The sequence below is a fragment of the Stenotrophomonas sp. STEN240 genome (assembly GCF_056756175.1).
The window spans coordinates 25891-52418 of the sequence record NZ_JBRRBO010000030.1; the positions used below are offsets into that span (position 1 = coordinate 25891).

Genomic DNA, 26528 nt, shown 5'->3' on the forward strand with positions numbered 1-26528 from the left:
GCCCCCGGGTCTGTCTGCCAGCTACCCTGCCTCACCTTTGTCATGCAGTGCTGCTGATGCCCGTATCCCTGTTATCCGCTCGTCCTTGGTCGTTGTTGCTGGCGACCTCGTTGTTGACCGTGGTTCCGGCCGCCCATGCGATCTCGGCCCGGGACAAGGTCAAGGTGGATGCCATCGAGGCGCGGATGACGGTGGCGGAAAAACGTTACAGCGACGCGCTGGTGCTGGTTGCCAACGCCGACCCCAAGGGCGCCAGCGAGGGCGATGCCGCGCTGGAAGACATGGAAGACGTGATCAGCGCCTGTATCGCGCAGAAGGGTTGCCAGGTCAGCAATCTGCTGGCCACCTACAAGCGCCTGCTCAAGCAGCGCGCCGACGCCAGCAACAGCGCCGAGGGCGACGATGGTGGTCCGCTGGAAGCCGATCCCGACCATATCGCACCACTGGTAGCCGATGTGCCTGAAGCGGCACGCGCGGCGGCCCTGCTCAATGATCACCGCCACGCCTTCGATGAGATGGTCGAGTACAACCCGGCCATCCAGGCCGGCATCCGCCGTTGGCTCACCGACATGCGTCCCTCGCTGCTGACCAGCTACGAGAACTACATGAACCTGCGCGCGGTGATGTGGCCGGAGTGGGAAAAGGACGCGCTGCCTGAGGCGTTGTTGTTCGGCATCATGGCCAAGGAATCCAACGGCCGCGTCCATGCGTCGTCGCGGGTGGGGGCAGCGGGCCTGATGCAGTTCATGCCGGCCACCGGCCGCCGCTTCGGGCTGGGCCCGGATGGTACCGGCTTCGACACTCGCTTTGATCCGCGCAGTGCCGCCAGTGCCAGCGCCGATTACATGAACGAGCGCATGCGCGGGCTGAACAAGAACATCGAGTACGCCTTGGCCGCCTATAACGGGGGCGAAGGTCGCGCCGCGCGCATCTACCGCGAGACCGGCGGCCAGAGCTTCTGGACCGACACCTCGTACAACCAATTCCCAGGCGAAACCAAGGACTACGTGCCGATGGTGATCGCCGCGGCGTGGATCTTCCTGCACCCGCAGCAGTACGGCGTGGAGTTCCCGAAGATCAACGCGCAACCGGCGACGATCCGCCTGGCCAAATCCACCACCATCTATGAGCTGACCATCTGCCTGGGCAGCACCGGCACCCGCGACGGTTACATGCGCGCGCTGCGCAACCTCAACCCGCGCTATGAAGCCGATGGTTGGATCCCGTCGGGCACCACCATCAATGCCACCACCCGCATTGCCGGCCTGTACAACCGCTACTGCGTGAGCGGCCCGCGTGCCGATCTGGCGCGTGCGTTGATCACCGCCGACCTGAATGCCGCGATCAAGCGGCCCTCGGCGGCGAGCTTTACCGGCAGCGTGGCGGTGGGTGATGTGCAGGCGATGCAGGCTGCGCAGGCCGTCGCGCCGGTAACCGCTCCGGTGGCTGCGCCGCGGCCGGCGACGCCTGCACGACGTGCCGCGCGCAGCTACAAGGTTGCCAGAGGCGACACCCTCGGCGGCATCGCCAACCGCTTCCAATGCGAACTGCCGGCGTTGGCGCGCGCCAATGGTCTGCGTGCACCCGCGTATGCACTCAAGCCCGGGCAAAGCCTGAAGCTGGAAGGCTGCGGCCGTTGAACAAGAAGGGCGCCGCAAGGCGCCCTTCTTGTATGCGCGCGCTGTGTTTTTTGTGGGAGCGGCGTAAGCCGCGAAGCAGGTGGATCGCCAGATCCCAGCAATAGCACCCGCCTTGTAGGAGCGGCGTAAGCCGCGAAGCAGATGGATCGCCAGATCCCAACGCTGCCGCTCGCGGAGGAAATGCCAGCTTCGCGACTGACGTCGCTCCTACAAAACCCAGGTTGCCTGTGGGAGCGGCGTGAGCCGCGAAGTAGAGGGGTCATCAGATCCCAACACTGCCGCTCGCGGAGGAAATACCAGCTTCGCGGCTCACGTCGCTCCCACAAAAGCCAGGTTGCCTGTAGGAGCGGCGTAAGCCGCGAAGCAGATGGAGCATCAGACCCCAACGTTGTCGCTAGCGGAAGAAACACCAGCTTCGCGACTGCCGTCGCTCCTACAAAAGCCAGGTTGCCTGTGGGAGCGGCGTGAGCCGCGAAGCAGTGGGGTCATCAGATCCCAGCACTGCCGCTCGCAGAAGAAACCCCAGCTTCGCGACTGACGTCGCTCCCACAAAAGCCGGGTTGCTTGTGGGAGCAGCGTAAGCCGCGAAGCAGATGGATCGCCAGATCGCAGCGTTGTCGCTCGCGGAGGAAATACCAGCTTCGCGACTGACGTCGCTCCTACAAAAGCCGGGTTGCCTGTGGGAGCGGCGTTAGCCGCGAAGCAGATGGGTCATCAGATTGCACAAGCCCGGGGCGCTGGTGCGATCCGGGCTTCGCGGCTTACGCCGCTCCTACAGGAGGGCGCCGCTCCTGCGATCAGTCCTGCTTCTCAGCGCAGCTTCGCCAGCGGCTGGCCCAGTTGCACCGGGCTTTCGGCCTTCAATGACGGATCAAAATCGGCCACCCCCGGCGGCAGCAGCACGATCACCGTGGAGCCGTAGTTGAAACGCGCCATCTCGGCAAAGCGTTCCAGGGTGATGCCCTTGCCGCGCCAGTCCTTGCGGGTGATGCGGTCGCCGTACGCCGGGATTTCCTCGCCACTCCACACCGTCTCCACGCCGCTGACCAGCAGCGCGCCGACCATCACCTGCACCATCGGCCCGAAATCGGTGTCGAAATGGCAGACCAGGCGTTCGTTGCGGGCGAACAGGCGCGGGACGTTGGCCACCGCATCGGTGCCTACGCTGAACAGGCGGCCGGGTACATGCACGGTTTCGCGCAGGGTGCCGGTCCAGGCCATGTGCACGCGGTGATAGTCGCGCGGTGACAGGTAGACGGTGGCGAACAGGCCGTCGTTGAACGGCAGTGCATCGGCAGCATCGCCGAGCAGCTCGGCGGCGGTGAATGACTGGCCCTTGGCCTGGAAGATGCGGCCATCTTCAATCGGCCCCAACTGGCTGATGCGGCCATCGGCCGGCATGGTCAGGGTGCGCGGATCGGCGGCGGGTACGCGCGCGCCCGGCTTCAAGGCGCGGGTGAAGAAGGCATTGAAGCTGGGGTAGCTGCGCGGGTCCGGGTTGGCCGCTTCGCCAAGATTGACATTGAACTTGCGCGACACGGTGTCGATCAGCCAGCGCGAGATGCGCGGGTTCTGCGAATAGGCCAGCGAGCGGGCCATCGACGACAGCAGGCGGTGCGGCAATACGTAGGTGAGGCGTGTAACCAGACTCATGGTGCGGATTTCTCGGTCAGCTTGATCAGGTCGCTGGCAATTGCCTGCGGGTTGAACGGGGGACGCATCAGGCCGGCCAGGCGCCCCTGCGGGTCGAGCACGGCGATGCTGGCGGAGTGATCCATGCTGTAGTCGTCGGGGTTCTGCTCGAAGTGCTTGCCGGGGGCTTTCTGGAACACCATGCCCAGCGAGGTGGCAAAACGCTCCAGCGACGGCACATCGGCGGTGGCGGCGAGGGTGTCCTTGTGGAAGGCATGGGCGTACTCGCCCAGGCGGTTCGGGGTGTCACGCTCGGGGTCCACCGACACCAGTACCACGCGCGGGCGCAGGCTGTCGGGGATGGCTTCCCACTGCTTCTGGGCCTGGGCCAGCTCGGTCAGGGTGGTGGGGCAGACGTCCGGGCAGGAGGTGAAACCCAGGAATACCAGGGTCCAGTGGCCGCGCAGCTCACCGGGGATCAGGCGGGTGCCGTCGGACTGGGCCAGATCGAACTCAGGCAGGGTGCGCGGGGTGCCGTAGAACAGGATGCTGCTGGCCTCCTGGCTGCCCTTGGCGGACGGCCCGAAGACCTTCTGCGCCAACAACAGGCCCAGGCCGGCGGCCAGGGCGATGGCCAGGATGATGCCGGTATTTCGATTGAACATGAGCGCGGGCTTCCGTTCGGGTACTGCGGCTGGACGGGGCGTCAGCCGTGGGCGGGATACGGGAGTGTAGGGGATTGCAGGCGTATACCCCGCCAACTGGCCGGTGTTTGGCCGCCGTTTGCGGGCCATTGCCGAAGTTTCGGCTGCAACTGGACAATCAATATACCGGTCAGGTGCCTATAATCGCAGACCTTTCAAGTATTTCCGTATTGCCATGACTGCCGAAGCGGCCGCTGAACTCAAAACGATCGTCGATCTGATCCGCTACGGCGCAAGCCGTTTCAATGCTGCTGGCCTGAGCTTTGGCCACAGCTATGACAATGCCCTGGACGAGGCGACCCAGCTGACCCTGCACAGCCTGCACCTGCCACCGGACCTGGGCCCGGCCTATGGCACGGCGCGGGTGCTGCTGGAAGAACGGCAGCAGGTGCTGGCGCTGTTCCAGCGCCGCATCGACGAGCGTCAGCCGGCTGCCTACCTGACCGGTGAGGCCTGGTTCGCGGGCTTGAGCTTCAAGAGCGACGCGCGCGCGCTGGTGCCGCGTTCGCCGATTGCCGAGCTGATCCTCAATGGCTTCGAGCCGTGGCTGGCCGGTCGCGACGTCACCCACGCGCTGGACCTGTGCACCGGCTCGGGCTGCATCGCCATCGCCATGGGCCATTACTACCCGAACTGGCAGGTGGATGGCAGCGACGTCAATGACGCCGCGCTGTCGCTGGCGGTCGAGAACAAGGAGCGCCTGCTCGCCCACAACGTCGAGCTGGTCAAGAGTGACCTGTTCACCGGGCTGCAGGGCCGCGTCTACGACCTGATCGTGACCAATCCGCCTTACGTCACCAATGACGAGACCGACGCGCTGCCGAAGGAATACCAGCACGAGCCGGACCTGGCGCTGCGTGCCGGCGACGACGGCCTGGACCTGGTGCTGAAAATCCTGCGCGACGCGCCGGACCATCTGAGCGAAGACGGCCTGCTGATCTGCGAAGTAGGCGATTCCCAGCAGCACCTGGAGAAGCTGCTGCCGGAGGTCTACATGTCCTGGGTCGAGTTCAAGGTCGGGCAGATGGGTATCTTCGCTGTCGAAGCGGCCGAGCTGCGTGCACACCATGCACGCATCGCCGAGCTGGCTGCCGCACGTCCCTGACTCATGCTTACGCCGTCACTCCGCCCAGGCAGGGTGACGGCAACGGCCAGCGCAACTGCAAGAGCACAACGGCATTGAATACATTCGGACAACTTCTTCGCGTCACCACCTTCGGTGAATCCCACGGGCCGGCCATCGGCTGCGTGATCGATGGGTGCCCGCCCGGCCTGGAAATCTCGCCCGAAGAATTCGCCCACGACCTGCAGCGCCGCGCCACCGGCAAGAGCCGCCATACCTCGGCCCGTCGTGAGGCCGACGAGGTCGAGATCCTGTCCGGTGTGTACGAAGGCCGTACCACCGGCACGCCGATCGCACTGCTGATCCGCAACACCGATCAGCGCAGCAAGGATTACAGCAACATCGCCCAGCAGTTCCGGCCGGGCCATGCCGACTACAGCTACTGGCAGAAGTACGGCATCCGCGATCCGCGCGGCGGTGGCCGTTCCTCGGCGCGTGAAACCACCATGCGCGTGGCCGCTGGCGTCGTCGCCAAGAAGTGGCTGCAGCAGCGCCACGGCGTCAGCGTGCGCGGTTACCTGTCGCAGCTGGGCGAAATCACCCCGGCCGGTTTCGACTGGAGCGCGGTCGAAGAGAACCCCTTCTTCTGGCCCGATGCCGCCCAGGTGCCGGCGCTGGAAACGTATATGGATGCGCTGCGCAAGTCCGGTGATTCGGTCGGTGCGCGCGTGACCGTGGTGGCCGATGGCGTGCCGCCGGGCTGGGGTGAGCCGATCTACGGCAAGCTCGATGGCGACATCGCCGCCGCGCTGATGAGCATCAACGCGGTCAAGGGCGTTGAAATTGGTGATGGCTTTGCCAGCGCTGCACAGAAGGGCACCGAGCACCGTGACCTGATCACGCCGCAAGGCTTCCAGTCCAACCACGCCGGCGGCATCCTCGGTGGTATCTCCACCGGTCAGCAGATCGTCGCGGCGATGGTGCTCAAGCCCACCTCCAGCCTGCGCCTGCCGGGCGCCACGGTGGATACGGCGGGCAACGCGGTGGATGTGATCACCACCGGGCGTCACGATCCCTGTGTCGGCATCCGCGCCACTCCCATCGCCGAGGCGATGCTGGCACTGGTGCTGATGGACCAGGCCATGCGCCATCGCGGCCAGTGCGGTGATGTCGGCGACATGAGCCCGCGCATTCCCGGTCAGCTCGATGGCTGATCGGCGGCCCCGCGTCTGGATATCGCAGCCCCTGTTCGACGATACCGTCGCGCAGCTGGCGGCGTACTGCGACGTGGTTGCCACCGAACAGGTCAGCGCCCACAGTGCGGCCGAGCTTGCCGCGCAGCTGGCCGAGGTCGATGGCGCGCTGGTCACCCTCAACGACCGTATCGGCGCTGCGGAAATCACCAACGCGCTGGCGTTGAAGATGATCGCCAATGTCGGCGTCGGCTATAACAATCTGGATATCGGCGCGCTGAGCGCGGCCGGTATCGTTGCCAGCAATACCCCGGACGTATTGACCGAAACCACCGCCGACCTCGGCTTCTCGTTGTTGATGGCAGCCGCGCGTCGCATCGTCGAATCTGATCGTTGGCTGCGCGACGGCAACTGGGGGCAGTGGTCTTTTACCACCATGCTCGGTGCCGATCTGCACGGCAGCACCCTGGGCATCCTGGGCATGGGCCGCATCGGCCAAGCCATCGCGCGGCGCGGCCACCATGGCTTCGGCATGAAGGTGCTGTACCACAATCGATCACAGCTGCCTGCGGAGCAGGAGCAGGCGGTGGGTGCCCGTTATGTCGGCTTCGACGAGCTGCTGGCCGGCGTCGATCACCTGATTCTGGTGTTGCCGTATACCGCGCAGAACCATCACATCATCAACGCCGCTGCACTGGCACGGATGAAGCCGACCGCCACGCTGGTGAACATCGCCCGTGGCGGCATCGTCGATGAGCTGGCGCTGGCCGACGCGCTGGCCCATGGCCGGCTGGCATCGGCGGCACTGGACGTATACGAGAACGAGCCGAACGTGCGCCCGGAGCTGCTGGCCCTGCGCAACATCGTGCTGACCCCGCATATCGGCAGCGCGTCGCTGGCCACGCGCCGGGCGATGGTGCAGGTGGCGGTGGACAACCTGCTGGCTGGCCTGGGCATCGGCCCGGATGCAGGCAAGCCAGCCAATGCCATCAATGCCGAGCTGCTCGGCGATGGCGCCGCGCGCATTGCCGCGGCCGGCAAGAAAATCGACGACAAAAAACGATAGGGAGCCTCCCAGGCCGTGTGCTGGAGGTTCCCCGAACCTGGATCGATGTGTGTCTCCCCCCTCTTATTCTTTCGAGTATCTCCATGAGCAATGAAGCCCGTCGTTTCCATGTAGCCGTTGTTGGCGCCACCGGCGCTGTCGGCCAGACCATGCTGTCCATCCTGGCCGAGCGCAAGTTCCCGATCAGCAAGCTGACCCTGCTCGCCTCCGAGCGTTCGGCCGGCCAGCAGGTTGATTTCGAAGGCCAGAAGATCACCATCCAGGAGCTGGCCACGTTCGATCCGGCCGGTGTCGAGATTGCACTGTTCTCGGCAGGCGGCGGTATTTCGAAGGAGTTCGCGCCCAAGTTCGCCGCTGCCGGCGCGGTGGTGATCGATAACTCGTCCACCTTCCGTTACGACGATGACGTGCCGCTGGTGGTGTCCGAGGTCAACCCGGAAGCCGCCAGGAACCGTCCGCGCGGCATCATCGCCAACCCGAACTGCTCGACCATGCAGCTGATGCCGGTGCTGGCGCCGATCCACCGCGAGTACGGCATCGAGCGCATCAACATCGCCACCTACCAGTCGGTGTCCGGCGCTGGCCAGACCGGCATGGAAGAGCTTGGCAAGCAGACCGCGCAGCTGCTGGGCTTCCAGGAGATCGAGCCGACCAAGTTCCCGGTGCAGATTGCCTTCAACCTGATCCCGCATATCGATGAGTTCCTCGACAACGGTTTCACCAAGGAAGAAATGAAGCTGGTCTGGGAAACCCGCAAGATCCTCGGCGACGACAGCATCCTGGTGAACCCCACCGCGGTGCGCGTGCCGGTGTTCTACGGCCACTCCGAGGCGGTCAACATCGAGACCAAGAAGAAGATCACCACCGAACAGGCGCGCGAGCTGCTGGCTGCGTCGCCGGGTGTGAAGGTGGTGGACGAGCGCAAGGCCGGTGGCTATCCGACCCCGGTCACCCATGCCTCGGGCACCGACCCGGTCTACGTCGGCCGCATCCGCGAGGACATCTCGCACCCGCGTGGCCTGAACATGTGGGTGGTGGCTGACAACATCCGCAAGGGCGCCGCACTGAACGCCGTGCAGGTCGCCGAACTGGTCGCCAACGGCGGCTGATGGTCCCAACGACGCCGGCTTGATGCCGGCGTCGTCGTATCTGGGCGGTACAGCGGTATTCGAAAGCCGGGCCAGCCGTTATATTGGCCGCCATGAAACTATGGGGCAGGGGCGCGATGCGCTCATTACAAGGCGTGCTGGTCCTCGGCCTGGCGCTGTTCAGTAGCGCAGCGATGGCATTGGGGCTGGGCAATATCCGCGTCCTGTCCAAGCCGGGGCAGCCGTTGGTGGCTGAAATCCCGGTCATCACCAGTGATCCTGGCGAACTGGACAACGCCAAGGCCGGCCTGGCCTCCGCGGCCACGTTCGAACGTGTTGGGCTGGCGGCCCCCACCGGCCTGGTCGGTGAGCTGCAGTTCCAGTTCGTGCAGGACCGCGATGGGCGCGCAGTGATCCGCGTCACCAGCGCACAGCCGGTGCAGGTGGCATCGGTAGGCTTCCTGATCGAAGTGGATTGGGGCCAGGGCCGCCTGGTGCGTGAATATTCCGCCTTGGTTGCCGCGCCGGAGGCCGCAACCGTGGTCGCCGAGCCGATGATCGAAGCGCCGGCAGCGGCACAGTCCAATCTGATCGTACGCGAACCGCAACAGCAGCCCGAACAGCTTCCGGAGGCGCCGCCAGCCGCTGCTCCCCGTGCAGCGCCGGCAGCGGCACAGCCGGCGCCGGTAGCGTCGGCGCCGCGGTCCGCGCCAGTGATGCAGGCTGATGGCCAGCTGGCGCCGGTACAGCGCGGGCAGAGCCTGTCGCAGATTGCCCGCGAGCTGTCGCGTGACAGCGGCGCCTCGTTGAACCAGACCATGGTCGCGCTGATGCGCGCCAATCCGGAAGCCTTCATCCGCGGCAACATCAACCTGCTCAAGCAAGGGGCGGTGCTGCGTACCCCGGCACAGGAAGAGCTGGCACGGGTAGATGCCGCCGAGGCGCGCGCCATCGTGCGTGACCAGACTGCACAGTGGCGGCAGGCACGCGCGCCGATTCCACAGCCGGCGGTGGCGGATGCGGCGGCAGCTGCGCCTGCCGCGGCCGCACGCCCGGCTGCAACTGCGGCCGGCGCAAGTGGCGCACGCTTGGAAATCGCCCCGGCCGTGGCCGGTGCGCAACAGACCGCAGGAATGACGACCGGCCTCGATGCCGGTGGCGAGGGTGACATGTTGGCCAACGAACAGCTGCAGCAAGCCAAGGAAGAACTGGCCACGCGTGATGCGGAGCTGCAGGAGCTGCGCGATCGCGTTGGCGAACTGGAAAATCTGCAGAAGCAACAGCAGACGCTGATTGCGATGAAGGATTCGGACCTGGCTGCCGCCCAGCAGCGTCTGGGCGAGGCCGCCAAGCGTGATGGCGCAGGCTCGTTCGGCTGGGTGTGGTTGGGTTTGGCGCTGGTGCTGCTGGGTGCGCTTGGTTGGTGGCTGAGCCGCCGCCGCAAGCCGTTGCCGCCGGCACCGCGCAGTGATTCGGTGGCGGAAAATCTTGCCGCGACGATGCCGGTGATGGGCGTTGCGGCCGTGCAGGGGCCGTGGGAGACGGAGGCCGCCGAGGAAACCAGCGACCTGGCCGAGCCACATGCCCTGGCTGAAGACACCATGCCAGCGGCACAGCCGCAAGCCTACGAAGAGCCGATGCCGGCCTGGCTCAAATCCAGCCCACCGGCACGTGTCGAACCGGTCGTCCCGGTTGTCGCCCCCAAGGTCGAGCACAAGCCGGTGCTGTTGTTCGAAGCCTCGCGTCAGAACGATGTGCTGCCCGAGCCGGCCGCGACTCGGCCTGAGCCTGCGGCAGCGGACGAGGCCAGCTGGTTGGCCGGTGACATGGCAGCGGTGACGCCCTTGAATCCGGCGCCTGCCGGCCGCGAGCGGCTGGAGCTGGCCATCGCCTATCTGGACCTGGGTGATGCCGAAACCGCGCGCACCCTGCTCAATGAAGTGGCCGCCAGCGCAGATCCGCTGGCGCGCAACGAAGCATTGGAACTACTTGGCCGCATGGCTTGAGGGAGACGGCAAAGATGAAGCGCGAGCGCCGGATTGACTATGTGGAATTCGCCTCGCGTGACCCGGCGGCCAGCCGCGGGTTCTTCGAGCAGGTATTTGGCTGGCAGTTCGAAGACTACGGCCCCGACTACACCGCGTTTGACGATGGCGAGCTGCAGGGTGGGTTTTTCCGTGGGACCCCGCTGACCGCAAGTGCCGGCGCGCCGTTGATCGTGCTGTATGCCGCACAGCTGGAGCCCGTGTTGGCCGTGGTTGCCGCGCACGGCGGCGACGTGGTCAAGCCGATCTTCACCTTCCCGGGTGGCCGCCGCTTCCAGTTCATCGAGCCCGGTGGCAATGAACTGGCCGTGTGGTCCGAGCGCGACCACGACTGAGTGGTTGCCGGACCCGGCGGCCCAACAAATCAAGAGGTTCAAACATGCGTTACGCGCTGGGCGTGGAATACGACGGCAGCGAGTTCAAGGGCTGGCAGCAGCTCGGTGAAAGCGGCTGCGCCAGTGTCCAGGCCACCTTGCAGGACGCATTGTCCTCGGTAGCTGACACCCCGATCAGCGTGGTCTGCGCCGGGCGTACCGACGCCGGTGTGCATGGCGAATGCCAGGTGGTGCACTTTGACAGTGATGTCGAGCGCAGCCCGCGCAGCTGGGTGCTGGGCACCACCACGCGGTTGCCAGCCTCGGTCTGCGTGCGTTGGTGTGTGCCGGTGGCGGACGATTTCCATGCGCGCTTTTCGGCCAGGGCACGGCGCTATCGTTATCGCATCCTCAACCGCCAGGTGCGGCCGGCGTTGTACCGGCAGATCCTGAGCTGGGACAGGCGTCCGCTGGACGCCGATGCGATGCACCGGGCCGCGCAGGCCCTGCGGGGCGAGAACGATTTCGGCGCCTTCCGCAGTGCGCAGTGCCAGGCCCTGCATGCACGCCGCGAGCTGCAGTCCATTGCCATCCATCGGCAGGGCGAAGTGGTTGAGGTCGAGGTCCAGGCCAATGCCTTCCTGCATCACATGGTGCGCAACATCGTTGGCTCGCTGCTGATGGTGGGAGCAGGGGAGAAGCCTGAAAGCTGGATCGGGGAGTTGCTGGCAGGGCGTGATCGCAATCTGGCCGGTCCAACTGCGCCGCCGCAGGGGCTGGTATTCGTCGGTCCGCTGTATGCTGGCAGCTGGAAACTGCCGGACGAGGTGACACTGTGAGCCGTACGCTGTTTCGTACCCGCATCAAGTTCTGCGGCATGACCCGTGCCGGTGACATCCGTCTTGCCAGCGAGCTGGGCGTGGACGCCATTGGTTTCATCTTTGCCAAGGGCAGTGCGCGCCGGGTGGCGCCCTCCGAGGCGCGTGCCATGCGCCAGGCAATTCCACCCATGGTCGAGGTTGTGGCCTTGTTCCAGCAGAACAATCGCGAGGAAGTGCGCGAGGTGTTGCGCGCGGTACGGCCAACCCTGCTGCAGTTCCATGGCGACGAGGACGATGCGTTCTGCCGCAGTTTCAACATGCCTTATCTGAAGGCGATCGCGATGGGCGGGCGCACCGAGGTCACCGCCCGTGGCTTGCAGCAGATGTACCCGCATGCCGCCGGCTTTCTATTCGACAGCCATGTGGCCGGGGGCAGCGGCGGCACCGGTGTTGCGTTCGACTGGGCGCAGATTCCACCCGGCGTGCACCGCCCCTATCTCTTGGCCGGTGGTATCCGCCCGGAAAACGTGCACGACGCCATTCTGGCCACCCAGCCCTGGGGCGTGGATGTGTCCAGTGGCATCGAGGCCGCGCCCGGGCTCAAGGACGGCTACAAGATGCGCCAGTTCGTGGAAGAGGTGCGCCGCGCCGACACCCAGCCCGAGCAGGACTGAATACGCCTGCCGCACGTATTTGCGTGTTGCAGCCGCTATCAGGGCGACGTGCGGCACATTTGGGACGTTGCCGGCCGGTCATGTCAGGGTTGATTCCCTTATGATGGGGATCTCGGCGACAAGCACGGATGCCTGCGGGTCGGGGATGTAACTGCACCGGCCTCAGGGCTGGGGCGGATCCCGCAAAGGCAGCTGGGCGCCACAAGGAAAGTGTGCATGGCGGAGTTTCTGGAAGTAGCGCTATCGTTTCCGACGTTGCCTTACAGCGTCGTGCTTTGCTTTGCGGTCATCTACTGGATGCTTGCCGCCACTGGCATTGTTGACGACGACGGTGGCATCGGTAGCGGCGATGGGGCGGATTTTCATTCCCATGGTGGCGAGCACGGTGCCAGCGGTATTTCCGCGATGTTTGCCCGGCTCGGGCTCGGCGGTGCACCGACCATGCTGGTGGTGCTGCTGCTGGCCTTCTTCGGCTGGACCATCACCTATCTGGTACAGCTCTTTTTCCTGCAGTCCTTGCCGGCCGTGTTGCGTTGGGGCATCGGCACTGCGGTGGCGGTTGCGGCGTTGATTCCCGGTGCGGTGGTCTCGGCCTGGGTATTGCGGCCGATCCGTAGGCTGTTGCTCAAACTGCGCCCGGTGGCGCAGGAATCCATTCTCGGCAGGGTTGCACTGATCACCTCGCCGGAGGTCACTGCCGAGCAGGGCTATGCAAGCTTTGATGACGGCGGCGCTGGCTTGATCCTGCATGTGCGCATGCGTGATGGCAGCCGGCTCGCGCGCGGCCAGCGGGTAAGGCTGGTGGAATACCTGCACGACAAGAATCATTACCTGGTGGTCGCCGACAACGACCTGCCGGGTCTGGACGTTTTCCCTTCTGATGTATCAGGCGACAAGGAGATCCACTGATGAGTACTGCTGCTCTGGCCCCTTTTATTATCGGGGTAGTTGCCCTGCTGGTTTTTTTCCTTGGCCTGGCCGGTTTGTTCAAGGCGTTCTATAAAAAGGTCGATCAGGGCACCGCACTGATCGTCAACGACATGAGTGCGCAGCCCAAGGTCCACTTCACCGGTGCGTTGATCATCCCGGTGCTGTACCGCGCCGAGCATATGAAGATCAGCCTGATCACCCTGCAGGTGGATCGCCGTGGCAAGGAAGGCCTGATCTGCCGCGACAACATGCGTGCCGACATCACCGTGGCCTTCTATCTGCGGGTCAATGAAACCCAGGCTGACGTGCTGCGCGTGGCCAAGGCCATCGGCGCCGACCGTGCCTCGGACAAGAACGCGGTGGATGATCTGTTCAATGCCAAGTTCTCCGAAGCACTGAAGACCGTTGGCAAGAAGTTCGATTTCACCCAGCTGTTCGAAAAGCGCCAGGAATTCCGCGACGAAATCATTGCGGTGATCGGCAATGACCTCAATGGCTATGCGCTGGAAGACGTGGCCATCGATTACCTGGAACAGACGCCCAAGTCGCTGCTGGATCCAAGCAATATTCTCGATGCCGAAGGCATCCGCAAGATCACCGAGCTGACCGCCGCGCAGAACGTGATCACCAACGAATTGGCGCAGAACGAGCGCCTGGCCATCACCAAGAAGAACGTTGAAGCCAAGGAAGCCACGCTGGCGCTGGAACGCCAGCAGGCCGAGGCGGAAGCACGCCAGCGCCGCGAGGTGGAAACCATCCGTGCCCGCGAACAGGCTGAAACCCTGAAGGTGCAGGAAGAACAGCGCCAGCTGTCCGAGAACGCGCGCATCGAAGCGCAGCAGCTGATCGACATCCGCGACCAGAACCGTCTGCGTGAAGTGGAAGTGGCCGAGCAGAACCGTCAGCGCGCCGTTGCCATCGAAATCGAGCGGGTCACACGTGCGCGCCAGCTGGAGCAGGTCACCACTGATCGCGAAGTGCAGCTGCAGGGCGTGGAGCGCGACAAGGTGGTCGAGCAGGGCCTGATGGATGTGGCCAACATCACCCGCGAGCGTATTTCCATCGACAAGACCGTGGCGCAGGAAGAAGAACGCATCAAGGAAGTGCGGCAGGTGTCCGAGGCTGATCGCTTGAAGCAGGTCGCCATCCTGGAAGCCGAGGCTGAGGCGCAGGAAGCCATGCTCAAGCAGGTCAAGGAAGCCGAGGCCAGCGAGGCAGCGGCCAAGCACCGCGCGGTGGAGATCACCACGTTGGCACAGGCCGAGTTTGATGCGGCCAGCAAGCAGGCCGAAGCGAAGAAAGCACTGGCAGAAGGTCTGCGTGCCGAGCGCGCGGCACCGGGTCTGGCCGATGCGCAGGTCAAGGAAGCCGGTGCGCTGGCCATTGAAAAGGTAGGCATTGCCGAAGCCCGCGTAGTTGATGCGATGGCCGATGCCAACCTGAAGCAGGGCACTGCGGAAGCCAAGGTGCTGGCCGAACAGCTGGCTGCGCGCGCCCAGGGCGAGGAACAGATGGGCCGCGCCAAGGCTACCGCCACCGAAACGCTGGGCGTGGCCGAAGCCACCGTCATCGAGAAGAAGCTGTTTGCCGAGGCCGATGGTCTGACCCGCAAGTTCCAGGCGATCGATTCGCTGGGCGATACCGCACGCGGCCACGAAGAGTTCCGCATGACGCTGGAAACAGGTCTGCGCCAGGCCTTGGCGGCAATCGACGCCGGCAAGGAAGTGACCAAGGACAATGCCGAGATGATTGCCAGCGCACTGCGCAACGCCAAGATCGACATGGTCGGCGGCGACGGTGGCATGTTCGAGAACCTGGTCAAGGCGGTATCGCTGGGCAAGTCGATTGAAGGCCTGACTGACAAGAGCCCGATCGTGCAGGACCTGATGCAGCGCTATCTGGGCGTGGACATGTCCGCGCGTGGCCTGCCGTCGCGTCGCGCCGCCGATGTGCCGGCGGTGCAGTCGGACGCAGGCTGAGCGAAAACGCACCCTGTGCGGTAGCACCGCGCAGGGTGTGGGCGCGCCGCATGGCCGGGAGCCAGCGGCATACGAAGATGAAGGCGTCAGCGGCATCGTCCCTGGGGCGATGCCTGCCGATGTCGGAGCAGGGAACAAGCGATGGCCGATATGAACCAGGACGCAGCTGCTGCCGCGCAGGCCGGCACTCTCGCCGACCAGGCGGTCGCGCAGGGTGGCGCCTATGAGGTGCTGCGCAAGCGGCTGAGCGATCAGGGCGTACGCCTGCGGCAGGTGGTGGACGCACTCAACCAGCGCCGCCTGCAGGAATTCGGCGACAGCCGGATGGAAGTGATCGGGCGTTTCCGTATCCGCAGTGAAAACAACTGCGTCGGCCGCGACGTGGTGCAGGTGGGTGATGACCTGCTGCTGTTTGGCTACAACGTCTTCATCGGCCTGAAAACGCAGACCCGGGTGGAGGATGTGTTCGGGCTGTACCGGCTGGTGGAAGGTGCCGAGGGCTACGACGTCAACCCGGTCGACCTGAAGACCAGCTTCCTCGCCCAGCCCGGCTTCGTCCATGATTTCGGTGAGCTGTACGCCTATTACAAGAATGCACGCCTGCTGCAGCTGATCGTGCGCGACGGCAAGTTGCTGGCGGCGTTCCAGATAGGCGAGCGCAGCAGCGACGTACGCGTGTTCCGCTGGGCCATGGCGCCCAGTGGCGAGCTGACCTATATCGATGCGCGCGGTGAGCGCGATATCGCGCTGCCACCGCCGTTCGACTTCGAATGGACCCGCGCCGGTCGCGACATGATGATCAGCGGGCGTTTCCCGCACCTGAACATCCTCGATACGATCTTCGTGGAGACCACCGGTGGCGACCTGACCATCAAGGTCGAGAACAACACCGAGACCGGCCAAGGGGTATACAGCGAGCCAGTCGAGGACAGTACCCAGTCGGTGGACGATGCCACCATCGATTTTGCCAAGGTGGGCTCGCTGATCCTGCTGAAGATTCTGCCGTATCAGGAGAGCACCTGGCGCGGCCTGATCTACAACACGCTGACCGGCAAGGTGGTGCGCAATGACGCCATCGTCCAGGCCTGCGTGCAGCTGCCCGATGACCATGGCGTCATCTTCCCCGGTGGCTATTACCTGCAGAATGGCGAACACAAGGCCTTCGACGCCTCGATGCAGGGCATGCGCTACAAGCGCTCGATCCGCTCGCCCAACGGCGAAGACATGCTGTACATCTTCTACGAACGCGAGGCCGGCAAGTCGGCGCTGTTTGTCTACAACAGCATCCAGCGGGTGCTGCAGAATCCGGTGTTCGGCCTGGGCTACGCCTTCATGCGCGATGGCCGCATGGTGCTGTTCAATGCCGAGAACGAAGAGCCCACCCGCGTCCATCCGATGCAGGTCTGGCAGACGCCGTTCAGCAGCGACGAATTCGCCGCACACACGCCCACGGGCACCAGTTTCATGGCCCGTATCGGCAATGCCGAGCTGGTGCGTGGTATTTCCAACCTGCTTGATCTTGGTCGCGAGATTGACAGTCGTGAGGTGTCGCTGCCGCGTTACGAGTTGCTGACCCACAACGCGCGTCGCCTGTTCGACGCACACCACTGGTTGGACGATGCCAACTGTGATGGTGCCGCCACGCTGCTGCGCGAGATCAGTGCGACCGGCGAGTCGATGCTCGACGAATACGAGAAAGTGGAGAGCATCCGCAAGCAGTCGGCGCAGGCGATGGCCGATGTCACCAGCGCGCACAAACTTTTGTTGGGGCGGCTGCAGCCGCAGAACTGGACGAAGATCGGCGAATTCGTCGAATCACTCGGTGACATCGGCAAGCTGCGTGGCCGCCTGCTGACCGTGCGCGATTTCCGCTATGTGGACATCGCCGCCATCGATACGATGAATGTATCGCTGCAGGAGGCGCACGACCGCGTCGGTTCGGCGGCGGGCGAATTCCTGGGCAGCGACAAGTCGCTGCAACCCTTCGCAGAACGTCTGCAGGAGCTGGACGCGGCCGCCCAGGTCGCGCAGACCGCCAAGCAGCTGTCCGAGCAGATCGCGCAGATGCAGGTGATGTCGGGCGATCTGGACATGCTGTCCGAGCTGATGGCCAGCCTCAAGGTCGACGATGCCGCGCAGCGCACGCGCGTGGTAGAGGCCATTTCCACGATATATGCCAAGCTCAACCAGGCGCGTGCACGGGCAGATCAGCGTCGCCGTTCGCTGGGCTCGGCCGAAGCCGTGGCGCAGTTCGGCGCGCAGTTTTCCTTGTTCAGCCAGGCCATCACCAGCGCCCTGGGCCTGGCCACCGATCCGGAGCGGGCCGACGAGCAGCTGTCGCGGCTGATGGTGCAGCTGGAAGAGCTGGAGAGCCAGTTCGGCGAACACGAACAGTTTCTCGGCGACATCCTCAACAAGCGCGAGGAGCTGCTCGATACCTTCGAGTCGCACAAGCAGACGTTGCTGGATGCCCGCCAGCGCAAGGCGCAGTCGGTGCTGGATGCGGCCAATCGCATTCTTGATGGTCTGGCCAAACGTACAGAACGCTTCACCACCGTCGATGAACTCAATGCTTTCTTCGCTGGTGACCCGCTGATCCTGAAGCTGCGTGAGCTGGCTGATCGTCTGCGCGACTACAAGGACAGCGTCAAGGCCGATGATGTGGAAGCGCGGCTCAAGGGCGTGCGTGACCAGGCCGTGCGGGCGCTGCGCGATCGCAGTGATCTGTTCGAGGGCGGTGGCAACATCATCCGCCTGGGCCGGCATCGTTTCAGTGTCAACACCCAGCCGCTGGACCTGACCATCCTGCCGCGCGGCGATGGCTTGGCGGTGCATCTGACCGGCACCGACTACTACGAGTCCATCGTCGACCCGGAGCTGGAGGAACTGCGTGACTACTGGCCGGTGACGCTGGATTCGGAAGCGCCGGCGCTGTATCGCGGCGAATACCTGGCAGGCTTGATCCTGGACGCGGCAATCAACGGGCGTGATGGGCTGAGCCTGGACGTACTGCTGCGCGATGCGGCACAGGCCGAGGTACTCGGCAAGCGGGTCAGCGACTTCGCCGCACCGCGTTATCGCGAAGGCTATGAAAAGGGCATCCACGATCACGACGCCAGTCTGATCCTGCAGGCGCTGTTGCCGCTGTACCAGGCTGGCGGTTCGCTGGTGCATGGCGCAGGCCCGCGTGCGCTGGCGCTGCTGTTCTGGGCACGCGAAGGCAAGCGCGAGGACGTGAGCCAGTGGATCGAGCGCGCTGCCGGTGCGTTCGCCATCGCCCGGCTGTTCAATGTGCGCGACGGTCTTGAAGCCTTGCGCGCTGAAATCGCGCTCGCCTTGGCGGCGTTCCAGCAGGAAAACACGCTCCCGTTCGACACCGGCATGCCGGCATTGGCGGCCGAATATCTGTTGGCCGAGCTGGCCAACGGCGAACCGACCTTCGCCTTCAGTGGTTACGCCCGGCAGTTGCTGACAGCCCTGCGCGAACAGCTGCAGGCCGCCGGCCAGGCCGATGCCTTTGATCGCAGCATGCAGCGTTTGAATACGCGCTTGGCCCTGCAATGGGGGCAGGCCGTGCAATGGCTGCAGGCCATGTGTGGGCAGCCGAAGTTCGCTGCCATGTGCGGTTACGTACCCGAAGCGGCGGCGATGTTGCTGGGCGAGCGTGCGCTGCGCAGCCAGGTACGCGAGGTGACCTTGATTGCCGACATCGGCGGCCTGCTCGGTGAACACCCGCGCATCGCCCGGGGTCACCTGCAGCTGGCGGTAGATGATTTCCTGCAGCGCTGGCAGTCGCATCGTCGCCAGTTCCAACCCGGCTTCGAACGCTACCAGGCCTTGCGCCACCGCATCAGTGCGCGCGAGCGCGACGCCCTGCGGCTGAGTGAATTCCAGGCCCGTCCGCTCAGTTCGTTCGTGCGCAACAAGCTGATCAATGATGTCTACCTGCCCATCATCGGTGACAACCTCGCCAAGCAGATGGGCACGGTGGGCGAGAACAAGCGCAGCGACCTGATGGGTCTGCTGATGATGATCAGCCCGCCCGGCTACGGCAAAACCACCTTGATGGAATACGTGGCCAATCGTCTGGGCCTGGTCTTCATGAAGATCAACGGCCCGGCGCTCGGCCATGAGGTGCGCTCGCTGGACCCGGAGCAGGCGCCGGACGCCACCTCGCGGCAGGAGCTGCACAAGCTCAACCTGGCGCTGGAGATGGGCAACAACACCATGCTGTATGTCGATGACATCCAGCACACCCATCCCGAGTTCCTGCAGAAGTTCATCTCGCTGTGCGATGGCACCCGCCGCATTGAAGGTGTCTGGAAGGGGCGCACCAAGACCTATGACCTGCGCGGCAAGAAGTTCTGCGTGGTGATGGCGGGCAACCCGTACACCGAATCCGGCGAAGTCTTCAAGGTGCCGGACATGCTGGCCAACCGTGCCGACATCTACAACCTGGGCGATGTGCTGGGTGGCATGGACGAGGCCTTCAAGCTCAGCTACATCGAGAACAGCCTGACCTCCAGCCAGGTGCTGGCGCCGATGGCGACCCGCGACCTGGCCGATCTCTACCTGTTGGTCGACAAGGCCGCAGGCAAGGAGGTGTCCACCAATACACTCAGCCATGCTTACAGTGGCGCGGAGATCAACGAGATCGTCGCAACTTTGCAGCGCTTGATGCAGGTCCGCGATGTGGTCTACCGGGTCAACCAGCAGTACATCGCTAGTGCCGCGCAGGCCGACAAATACCGCGTCGAACCGCCGTTCCGGCTGCAGGGCAGCTACCGCAACATGAACAAGCTGTCGGAAAAGATTTCGCCGGTGATGAATGCCGCCGAGCTGCAGCAGCTGGTAACCGATCACTATCTGGGCGAATCGCAGCTGCTGACCAGCGGTTCGGAAGAAAACCTGCTCAAGCTCGGTGAGTTGCGTGAGGCGCTGGATGCACCGCAGCTGGCGCGCTGGGAGCAGATCAAGCGCGATTTCATGCGCGACAAGGCCATGGGCGGCGACGACGCCGATACCGGTGCGCGGATGGTGGCGCAGTTGGCCGATATCGCCAGCGGGCTGCAGGGCTTGCGCGCTGACGAGCCCGCACCGGTTGCGCCGGTGGCCGAGCAGGCGCAGGCGCCGTGGGAACAGATTCTTGCCTTGTTGCAGGCGCTGGCTGACCGCCCTGCCGCCGTGATGACGCCGCCAGCGCCGCCGGCTGCCGCGCCAGCAGCGGCAGCGCCGGCACAGGACCTGACACCGTTGTTGCAGGCCTTGGCGGCGGGGCATCAGCGCGAAGGGCAGATTGGTGACGCGCTGGCGGGTTTGGCTGCGCAGTTGCAGGACTGGCTGTCCAAGGACAGTGGCAGCAGCAAGCCGGCACCACGCGTGCGACGCGCGCGCACGCCCGAAGAAAAGGCGCTGGATGAAGCCTTGATGCGCCATTTCTACGGCGGCAATGTGGTGGTGCCTGGGCAGCAGGGTAGTCGTGGGAATGACGTTGCCGACGATGCCTGATACGACGCCATCGTTGTTGCCGGCACCGCCGCAGCCCGCGCTGCAGGCTGACGATGCCTTGGCTGTTGCCGGCTACGGTGCGCCGCTGCTGCTGGCGGTGGAACGCCTGCTCGCCGCGCCAGCGGCCACAGGCGCTGCGCAGCGGCTGGTGGCGGAGATGGACAATATCCGCCAGGCGATGTCGGCGCGCGATGCGCGGCAGATTCGTCGTTCGGCCGGCCTGTTCGGCCGCTTGCTTGGCCGCGATGTCGAGGCGCAGCTGCAGGCAGAGCAACTGGCACGCCAGCTGGATATCTGCCTGCTGCGCGCCGATGGCAGCCTGCAGGAGCTGCAACACGAGCTTGCCCAACATCTGCTGCAACTCGTGCGGGTGGAAGCGGCAGTAGCGGCCATCGATGACTGGGCCGCAGCCGGCGAAGCGGTCCCGGCACCCGCCGATACGTTGGCGCAGGCGGCCCTGCAGCGGCGGCTGCAGCATCTGCGCGGGCTTGCGCGGCTGCGCCAGACCGAGGCTGGGCAGTTGCGCCTGTTGCACGCCCAGGCCGTGGAACTGATCGAGCGTTACCAGCGCATCCGCGACGTGCTGTTGCCGCTGTGGCGGCAGCAGTTGCTGGCGAACCAGGCGGCGCGGATGCCGGCTACGCTGGCGCAGGCTGCCGATGCCCAGGCGCGGATCCTCGACGAGGTGACGGCCATGCAGGCTAGACTGCGCTGAAACCACCCTGCACATGATTGCTCGCGCGCCACGGCGCGCCTCTTGCTCAAGGAGAACTGCTGATGACCCAGGATTCGTTGCCGCTGCCGGCCGGCCCTTCTGCCGATGTTGATGGCACCACCCTGGTTGCGCTCGGTTTGAGCGAAGCGGACCGCCCGCAGATCGCACAGATCGTACGTACGCTGGACGACATCAGCCCGGGCAACCTGCACGTGTTTGGTCGCGAGGCTGCGGGCAAGAGTGCGGCGTTCTCCAGCCAGTTGCTCGACCATGTGCGGAACCGCGACCTGGATGCCTCCGGCGAAAAGCTGGGCGAAGTGGTGCGTATCGCCCGCTCGCTGAAGCTCGATGGCTTGAACGAGCGCTCCAAGATGCCGGTGATCGGCGGGCTCATAGATCGCATGCGCGCCTCCAAGGGCGAGCTGGTGCAGAAGTTCAGCGACACCAATCAACAGATCGAGAGCTTGCTACGGGATGTTGGCACTCAGCAGGCGCAGATGGGCCAGCGTGTCGGCGAGTTTGATCGCATGCATGCCATCGTTCGTGACGAGCGCCAGAGTCTTGGTCTGCACATTGCGGCGGGCAAGCAGCGCTTGGCCGAGCTCAACAACGAACTGCATGCGCTGGTTGGATTGGAAGACCCGCAATCGCGCATCCGCCGTGGCGAGATCGACAACGCGATCCGCCTGCTCGACAAGCGCGTGGGTGACCTGACGGTGATGCAGCATGCGGCCGACCAGTCGCTGCCGATGATCCGTTTGATCCAGGCCAATGCGATCCAGCTGATCGAGAAATTCAACGCCGTACGCGACATCACCATCCCGTCGTGGAAGCGCCAGTTCGCCATCCAGCTGTCGCTGGGTGAGCAGAAGAACGCGGTGGATCTGTCCAATGCTATCGATGACGCTACCAATGAGCTGATGCGTCGCAATGCCGACTTGATGCGCCAGACCTCGGTGGAAACGGCGAAGGCCAACCAGCGTGCGGTGATCGACGTCGCAACCCTGCGCCATGTGCATGAGCAGTTGATCGCCACGGTGGAAGAAGTGCGCAGCATCCATCGCGAAGGCATGCAGCAGCGCCAGCAGGCCGAGGTCGAGCTCGCCCGCCTGCGCGAAGACGTGCAGCAGCGCTTGGCGCAGCCGACGCAGGGAAGCGCAGCCTAGGAGCGGCACAGTTGTAGGAGCGGCGTGAGCCGCGAAACTGCAGATGCAGCAGGATCCAGCGCTATAGCCCCCTCCCTTTGCCGAAGGCAAGGGGAGGCTTGGAGAGGGGGTTAGGCTCTTAGGCCTTTCAAGCTTTGCCAGCTTCGCGGCTAACGCCGCTCCCACAAAAGCCTGCAAAGCCTCACAACAGCTGCTTGCGCAGCCAATCCGCCAATGCAGTCACACGCGGGTCCTGCTGATCACCCGCAGTGCACAGCGCCCAGCAGCCATCGGTTTCAACAAAACCCCACGGCGCGATCAGGCGGCCGTTGACCAGATCATCGGCGACCAGCGGTTCCGGGGCAATTGCAATGCCCAGGCCGGCAACTGCGGCTTCCAGCATGTAATACAGATGTTCCAAGCCGGTGCCGTAGCTCAGCTTGTCGGCATCGATGTCATTGCGCGCGGCCCAGGCCGGCCACGCCTGTGGGCGTGAGCGCGTATGCAGCAGTGCATGTCCAAGCACGGCAGTGATCGGTTGATGGGCCAATACGTGCGCGCCATGCATCGAGGGGCTGAACACCGGTCCGATCCGCTCAGCAGCAAGCGTGTGTACCTGCCAGCCGACCGGCCACGGTGCCTGGCCCAGCATCAGCGCCGCATCCATGCCGTCCAGGCGCGGGGCGAAATCGCCATCCTGTGCGGCCAGGTGCAGGGTCAGGCCGGGCAGATCGCGTTGCAGGTCCTGCAGGCGCGGGATCATCCAGCGGGCCAGCAGGCTGCCCGGGCAGCCCAGCACGAAGGCGTCATCGCGCTGCGGGCGGCGCAGGGCAGAAATGCAATCGCGCAGTTGCGAGAACGCTCCGGAAGTTGCTTCCAGCAGGCGGTGGCCGGCGGCGGTGGGGCGGATGCCGCGCCCATCGCGTTCAAACAGGCTCAGCCCCAGTTCCTCCTCCAGTGCACGCAGCTGCCGGCTCACCGCGCCGTGGGTGACATGCAGTTCGGCCGCAGCCTGGCTGACGCTGCGCAGACGCGCAGCGGCTTCAAACGCACGCAGGGCATTGAGTGAAGGCAGGGGCTGGCGGGGGATCATGTGAGTTTTTCTAACATGTTGCCGCTGAATTATCCATTTTTTAGTCATCAGCCCTGCGTTAGAGTGATGGCCTGTTCCTTGTGGCTGTTACCCCCATGACTGACCCGTCGATCTCCGATTTCCATGCCTATCCCGATGCGCGGGGCCACTTTGGCCGCTTTGGTGGCAGCTTTGTCGCTGAGACCCTGGTCGGGCCCTTGCAGGAACTGGCAGCTGCCTACGATCAGGCACGCATCGATCCGTCCTTCATCGCCGCCTACGACAAAGACCTGAAACATTACGTCGGCCGCCCCAGCCCGATCTACCACGCCGAGCGCCTGAGCAAGGACGTGGGCGGTGCGCAGATCCTGCTCAAGCGCGAGGACCTGAACCACACCGGCGCGCACAAGGTGAACAACACCATCGGCCAGGCCCTGCTGGCCGCGCGCATGGGCAAGACCCGCATCATCGCCGAGACCGGTGCCGGCCAGCACGGCGTGGCCTCGGCCACGGTGGCGGCGCGCTTGGGCCTGGAGTGCGTGGTGTACATGGGCGCCACCGACATCGAGCGGCAGAAAATCAATGTCTACCGGATGAAGTTGCTTGGTGCCACCGTGGTGCCGGTCAACAGTGGCTCGGCCACGCTCAAGGACGCGCTCAACGAGGCGATGCGTGACTGGGTCACCAATGTGCGCGACACCTTCTACATCATCGGCACCGTTGCCGGCCCGGATCCGTATCCGCGCATGGTGCGTGACTTCAATGCCATCGTCGGTCGCGAAGCGCGTGCACAGATGCTGGAGGACTACGGCCGGCTGCCGGATGCGATCACTGCCTGCGTCGGCGGCGGCTCCAATGCGATCGGCTTGTTCCACGCCTTCCTCAATGACCGCCAGGTCAAGATCTACGGCGCCGAAGCAGCAGGCGAGGGCATCCATACCGGACGCCACGCCGCCTCGATCTCAGCCGGACGCCCGGGTGTGCTGCATGGCAACCGCACCTATGTGCTGTGCGATGACGACGGCCAGATCACTGAAACCCATTCCATTTCCGCCGGTCTGGACTACCCCGGTGTCGGCCCGGAGCATTCCTTCCTGTCCGATAGCGGCCGCGCCCAGTACGTGGGCATCACCGATGAGGAGGCATTGGCGGCCTTCCACCGCCTGACCCGCATCGAGGGCATCCTGCCGGCGCTGGAATCCAGCCACGCGGTCGCCCATGCGATCAAGCTGGCGCGCGAGCTGCCCAAGGACGCGCTGGTGCTGTGCAATCTGTCCGGTCGTGGCGACAAGGACGTGCACACCATCGCCGCGCGCGAAGGGCTGGTGCTGTAATGACCGGCCGGCTGCGTATCCCTGTTCTACTGGGTCTGGTGGCGGCGTTGTCGGCATGTGCGCCATCTGCGCCTGCACCGGAAACAACGGCTCCCGCCCCCGTCGCTGCCCCGCAGGCGGCACCGGAATTGGCCGTCGTTGCGCCAGCCGCGACGCCTGTCCCTGCAGCGGTTGCCAGTACCGGCACCGACCTGAGCCAGGTCGGCACGCTGCGCATCGGCGCGCCATTCGGCAAGGCACCGGGCGACAAGGCCTTCGTCTCGGCCGGCATGCGCGAGGCGATGGAAGGTGATTGCGAGTACTACGACAAGGGCAGCCTGCCCGACGGCATGGCGATGATGGTGATCGCCGACCGCATTGCCCGTTTCGAGGTGGATGTCGCCGGCGACCCCGGTGTTCGCGTCACCGCACCGCCGGCCGGTGCCGCCGCATTGCCGTATGGCCTGTGGGTGGGTATGACGGTCGACGAGGCCAAGCAACGCCTGCCGGCCGGCGTGGTCACCAGTCCGCATGCCTACAACTCGCCCAATGGCGAATACCTGACCTGGACGGACAAGGCAGCCAAGCTGGCCTTGCGCCTGGAAACACTCGACGGCCTGATCACCTCCATTTACTGGGGCCAGCCCGATGCAGTCGAACTGATTGAAGGATGTGCCTGAGATGGCTGTTGCCCGAATTGACGAATGTTTTGCACGCCTGCGCGCCACCGGCCGCAAGGCGCTGATTCCTTTCATCACCGCAGGCGATCCGTCGCTGGAGGCGACCGTGCCGGTGATGCATGCCCTGGTCCAGGCCGGCGCGGATGTGATTGAGCTTGGTGTGCCGTTTTCAGACCCGATGGCCGATGGCCCGACCATCCAGCGCAGTTCCGAGCGGGCCTTGGCGCGCGGGGCAGGGCGGCAATACGTGCTGGATACCGTGGCGCGTTTCCGGCAGACCGATGCCACCACGCCGGTGGTGCTGATGGGCTATCTGAACCCGGTCGAGATCCGTGGCTATGCGCGCTTTGCCGAAGAGGCCGTGGCGGCGGGCGTGGACGGCGTGCTGCTGGTCGATCTGCCACCGGAAGAGGCCGATGAGCCGCGCGCGGCGTTTGCAGCCGCCGGGCTGGCCTTGATCCTGCTGGCCTCGCCGACCAGCAGTGATGCCCGCCTGGACAGCCTGTGCCAGGCCGCGCAGGGCTATCTGTATTACGTCAGCTTTGCCGGTGTGACAGGCGCCTCCGAGCGCCTGGACAGCAGCGCGGCCGGCGAACGCCTGCGACTGCTGCGCAGCCGTTCCAATGCGCCAGTGGTGGCCGGGTTCGGCATCAAGGACGCAGCCAGCGCGGCGGCAATGGCGGTGGACGCCGACGGCGTAGTGGTGGGGAGTGCGCTGGTCTCGGCAATGGCTGAGACGGCCGATCCAGTGGCTGCAGCCGCAACGTTCCTCAAGCCGCTGCGCGAAGCCCTGGATCGCTGAACAGGCGTCCTGTAGTGCCGAGCCATGCTCGGCAGGGGCCTTACCAGCAGAGCGCCTTTGTAGTGCCGAGCCATGCTCGGCAAGGGGCCTTACCGATAGAGCGCCTTTGTAGTGCCGAGCCATGCTCGGCAGGGGCCTTACCGG

The 26528-nt window shown here is 64.9% G+C and carries 20 protein-coding genes; 17 read left to right on the forward strand and 3 right to left on the reverse strand.

Going from position 1 to position 26528, the window contains the following annotated elements; genetic code table 11:
• Positions 1–56: 56 nt before the first annotated feature.
• Positions 57–1640, forward strand: a complete 1584-nt coding sequence (locus tag ACVOKO_RS13305) for a transglycosylase SLT domain-containing protein (protein ID WP_346499381.1) — start codon at positions 57–59, stop codon at positions 1638–1640.
• Between the two features lie 810 nt (positions 1641–2450).
• Here the strand turns inward: ACVOKO_RS13305 and asd are convergent.
• A complete protein-coding gene (gene asd / locus ACVOKO_RS13310; protein WP_346499382.1) occupies positions 2451–3293 on the reverse strand; it encodes an archaetidylserine decarboxylase in 843 nt (280 codons plus the stop codon).
• Positions 3290–3937, reverse strand: a complete 648-nt coding sequence (locus ACVOKO_RS13315) for an SCO family protein (protein WP_346499383.1) — start codon at positions 3935–3937, stop codon at positions 3290–3292. The genes asd and ACVOKO_RS13315 overlap by 4 nt, the downstream gene beginning before the upstream one ends.
• A gap of 214 nt (positions 3938–4151) precedes the next feature.
• On the opposite strand from ACVOKO_RS13315, the gene prmB reads away from it, so the two are divergent.
• The 13 genes from prmB (at position 4152) to ACVOKO_RS13380 (ending at position 22538) form a co-directional block, all read left to right on the forward strand.
• Positions 4152–5081 (forward strand): 50S ribosomal protein L3 N(5)-glutamine methyltransferase, encoded by a 930-nt coding sequence (prmB, locus tag ACVOKO_RS13320; protein ID WP_346499384.1) that lies wholly within the window; start codon positions 4152–4154, stop codon positions 5079–5081.
• A gap of 74 nt (positions 5082–5155) precedes the next feature.
• A complete protein-coding gene (gene aroC, locus ACVOKO_RS13325; RefSeq protein WP_346499385.1) occupies positions 5156–6253 on the forward strand; it encodes a chorismate synthase in 1098 nt (365 codons plus the stop codon).
• Positions 6246–7298, forward strand: coding sequence for a 2-hydroxyacid dehydrogenase (locus ACVOKO_RS13330; RefSeq protein ID WP_346499386.1), 1053 nt, complete (start codon positions 6246–6248; stop codon positions 7296–7298). Before aroC ends, ACVOKO_RS13330 begins: the two co-directional genes overlap by 8 nt.
• An 83-nt stretch (positions 7299–7381) precedes the next feature.
• Complete coding sequence (locus ACVOKO_RS13335; RefSeq protein ID WP_346499387.1) at positions 7382–8407, forward strand: aspartate-semialdehyde dehydrogenase; 1026 nt, start codon at positions 7382–7384, stop codon at positions 8405–8407.
• A 116-nt stretch (positions 8408–8523) separates the two neighbouring features.
• Entirely contained in the window at positions 8524–10392 is a 1869-nt protein-coding gene (locus tag ACVOKO_RS13340; protein ID WP_346499388.1) for a FimV/HubP family polar landmark protein, read from the forward strand.
• A 14-nt stretch (positions 10393–10406) separates the two neighbouring features.
• Positions 10407–10766: a VOC family protein gene (locus ACVOKO_RS13345; RefSeq protein WP_346499389.1), complete on the forward strand. Its 360-nt coding sequence runs from the start codon at positions 10407–10409 to the stop codon at positions 10764–10766.
• 44 nt (positions 10767–10810) lie between these two features.
• Positions 10811–11584 carry a tRNA pseudouridine(38-40) synthase TruA gene (gene truA, locus ACVOKO_RS13350; protein WP_346499390.1) on the forward strand — a complete coding sequence of 258 codons (774 nt, stop codon included), beginning with the start codon at positions 10811–10813 and terminating at the stop codon, positions 11582–11584.
• Positions 11581–12240 carry a phosphoribosylanthranilate isomerase gene (locus tag ACVOKO_RS13355; RefSeq protein ID WP_346499391.1) on the forward strand — a complete coding sequence of 220 codons (660 nt, stop codon included), beginning with the start codon at positions 11581–11583 and terminating at the stop codon, positions 12238–12240. Before truA ends, ACVOKO_RS13355 begins: the two co-directional genes overlap by 4 nt.
• 216 nt (positions 12241–12456) lie before the next feature.
• Positions 12457–13149, forward strand: coding sequence for a hypothetical protein (locus ACVOKO_RS13360; protein ID WP_346499392.1), 693 nt, complete (start codon positions 12457–12459; stop codon positions 13147–13149).
• A complete protein-coding gene (locus ACVOKO_RS13365) occupies positions 13149–15149 on the forward strand; it encodes a flotillin family protein (protein ID WP_346499393.1) in 2001 nt (666 codons plus the stop codon). Before ACVOKO_RS13360 ends, ACVOKO_RS13365 begins: the two co-directional genes overlap by 1 nt.
• Positions 15150–15290: 141 nt before the next feature.
• On the forward strand, positions 15291–20657 hold the full coding sequence (locus ACVOKO_RS13370; protein WP_346499394.1) for a DNA repair ATPase: 5367 nt from the start codon (positions 15291–15293) through the stop codon (positions 20655–20657).
• Entirely contained in the window at positions 20650–21372 is a 723-nt protein-coding gene (locus ACVOKO_RS13375) for a hypothetical protein (RefSeq protein WP_346499395.1), read from the forward strand. Before ACVOKO_RS13370 ends, ACVOKO_RS13375 begins: the two co-directional genes overlap by 8 nt.
• Positions 21373–21434: 62 nt before the next feature.
• Positions 21435–22538 carry a toxic anion resistance protein gene (locus ACVOKO_RS13380; RefSeq protein ID WP_346499396.1) on the forward strand — a complete coding sequence of 368 codons (1104 nt, stop codon included), beginning with the start codon at positions 21435–21437 and terminating at the stop codon, positions 22536–22538.
• Positions 22539–22719: 181 nt separating this feature from the next.
• Here the strand turns inward: ACVOKO_RS13380 and ACVOKO_RS13385 are convergent, their stop codons facing one another.
• Positions 22720–23610, reverse strand: a complete 891-nt coding sequence (locus ACVOKO_RS13385) for a LysR family transcriptional regulator (protein WP_430980781.1) — start codon at positions 23608–23610, stop codon at positions 22720–22722.
• A 95-nt stretch (positions 23611–23705) separates the two neighbouring features.
• Here ACVOKO_RS13385 and trpB point away from each other — a divergent pair, with 95 nt between their 5' ends.
• The 3 genes from trpB to trpA are packed head-to-tail and all read left to right on the forward strand — an operon-like array spanning position 23706 to position 26384.
• Complete coding sequence (trpB, locus tag ACVOKO_RS13390) at positions 23706–24923, forward strand: tryptophan synthase subunit beta (RefSeq protein WP_346499397.1); 1218 nt, start codon at positions 23706–23708, stop codon at positions 24921–24923.
• A complete protein-coding gene (locus tag ACVOKO_RS13395) occupies positions 24923–25582 on the forward strand; it encodes a hypothetical protein (protein ID WP_346499398.1) in 660 nt (219 codons plus the stop codon). Before trpB ends, ACVOKO_RS13395 begins: the two co-directional genes overlap by 1 nt.
• 1 nt (position 25583) lies before the next feature.
• Complete coding sequence (trpA, locus tag ACVOKO_RS13400) at positions 25584–26384, forward strand: tryptophan synthase subunit alpha (RefSeq protein WP_346499399.1); 801 nt, start codon at positions 25584–25586, stop codon at positions 26382–26384.
• Positions 26385–26528: the final 144 nt, after the last annotated feature.

Bases quoted from the DNA above. Each gene is read 5' to 3' on its own strand.
- trpB (WP_346499397.1), top strand. From the start codon at position 23,706: ATGACTGACCCGTCGATCTCCGATTTCCATGCCTATCCCGATGCGCGG.
- asd (WP_346499382.1), bottom strand. From the start codon at position 3,293: ATGAGTCTGGTTACACGCCTCACCTACGTATTGCCGCACCGCCTGCTG.
- truA (WP_346499390.1), top strand. From the start codon at position 10,811: ATGCGTTACGCGCTGGGCGTGGAATACGACGGCAGCGAGTTCAAGGGC.
- ACVOKO_RS13345 (WP_346499389.1), top strand. From the start codon at position 10,407: ATGAAGCGCGAGCGCCGGATTGACTATGTGGAATTCGCCTCGCGTGAC.
- ACVOKO_RS13370 (WP_346499394.1), top strand. From the start codon at position 15,291: ATGGCCGATATGAACCAGGACGCAGCTGCTGCCGCGCAGGCCGGCACT.
- trpA (WP_346499399.1), top strand. From the start codon at position 25,584: ATGGCTGTTGCCCGAATTGACGAATGTTTTGCACGCCTGCGCGCCACC.
- ACVOKO_RS13375 (WP_346499395.1), top strand. From the start codon at position 20,650: ATGCCTGATACGACGCCATCGTTGTTGCCGGCACCGCCGCAGCCCGCG.
- ACVOKO_RS13360 (WP_346499392.1), top strand. From the start codon at position 12,457: ATGGCGGAGTTTCTGGAAGTAGCGCTATCGTTTCCGACGTTGCCTTAC.
- prmB (WP_346499384.1), top strand. From the start codon at position 4,152: ATGACTGCCGAAGCGGCCGCTGAACTCAAAACGATCGTCGATCTGATC.
- ACVOKO_RS13340 (WP_346499388.1), top strand. From the start codon at position 8,524: ATGCGCTCATTACAAGGCGTGCTGGTCCTCGGCCTGGCGCTGTTCAGT.
- ACVOKO_RS13305 (WP_346499381.1), top strand. From the start codon at position 57: ATGCCCGTATCCCTGTTATCCGCTCGTCCTTGGTCGTTGTTGCTGGCG.
- ACVOKO_RS13335 (WP_346499387.1), top strand. From the start codon at position 7,382: ATGAGCAATGAAGCCCGTCGTTTCCATGTAGCCGTTGTTGGCGCCACC.
- ACVOKO_RS13365 (WP_346499393.1), top strand. From the start codon at position 13,149: ATGAGTACTGCTGCTCTGGCCCCTTTTATTATCGGGGTAGTTGCCCTG.
- ACVOKO_RS13315 (WP_346499383.1), bottom strand. From the start codon at position 3,937: ATGTTCAATCGAAATACCGGCATCATCCTGGCCATCGCCCTGGCCGCC.
- ACVOKO_RS13395 (WP_346499398.1), top strand. From the start codon at position 24,923: ATGACCGGCCGGCTGCGTATCCCTGTTCTACTGGGTCTGGTGGCGGCG.
- ACVOKO_RS13330 (WP_346499386.1), top strand. From the start codon at position 6,246: ATGGCTGATCGGCGGCCCCGCGTCTGGATATCGCAGCCCCTGTTCGAC.
- ACVOKO_RS13380 (WP_346499396.1), top strand. From the start codon at position 21,435: ATGACCCAGGATTCGTTGCCGCTGCCGGCCGGCCCTTCTGCCGATGTT.
- ACVOKO_RS13385 (WP_430980781.1), bottom strand. From the start codon at position 23,610: ATGATCCCCCGCCAGCCCCTGCCTTCACTCAATGCCCTGCGTGCGTTT.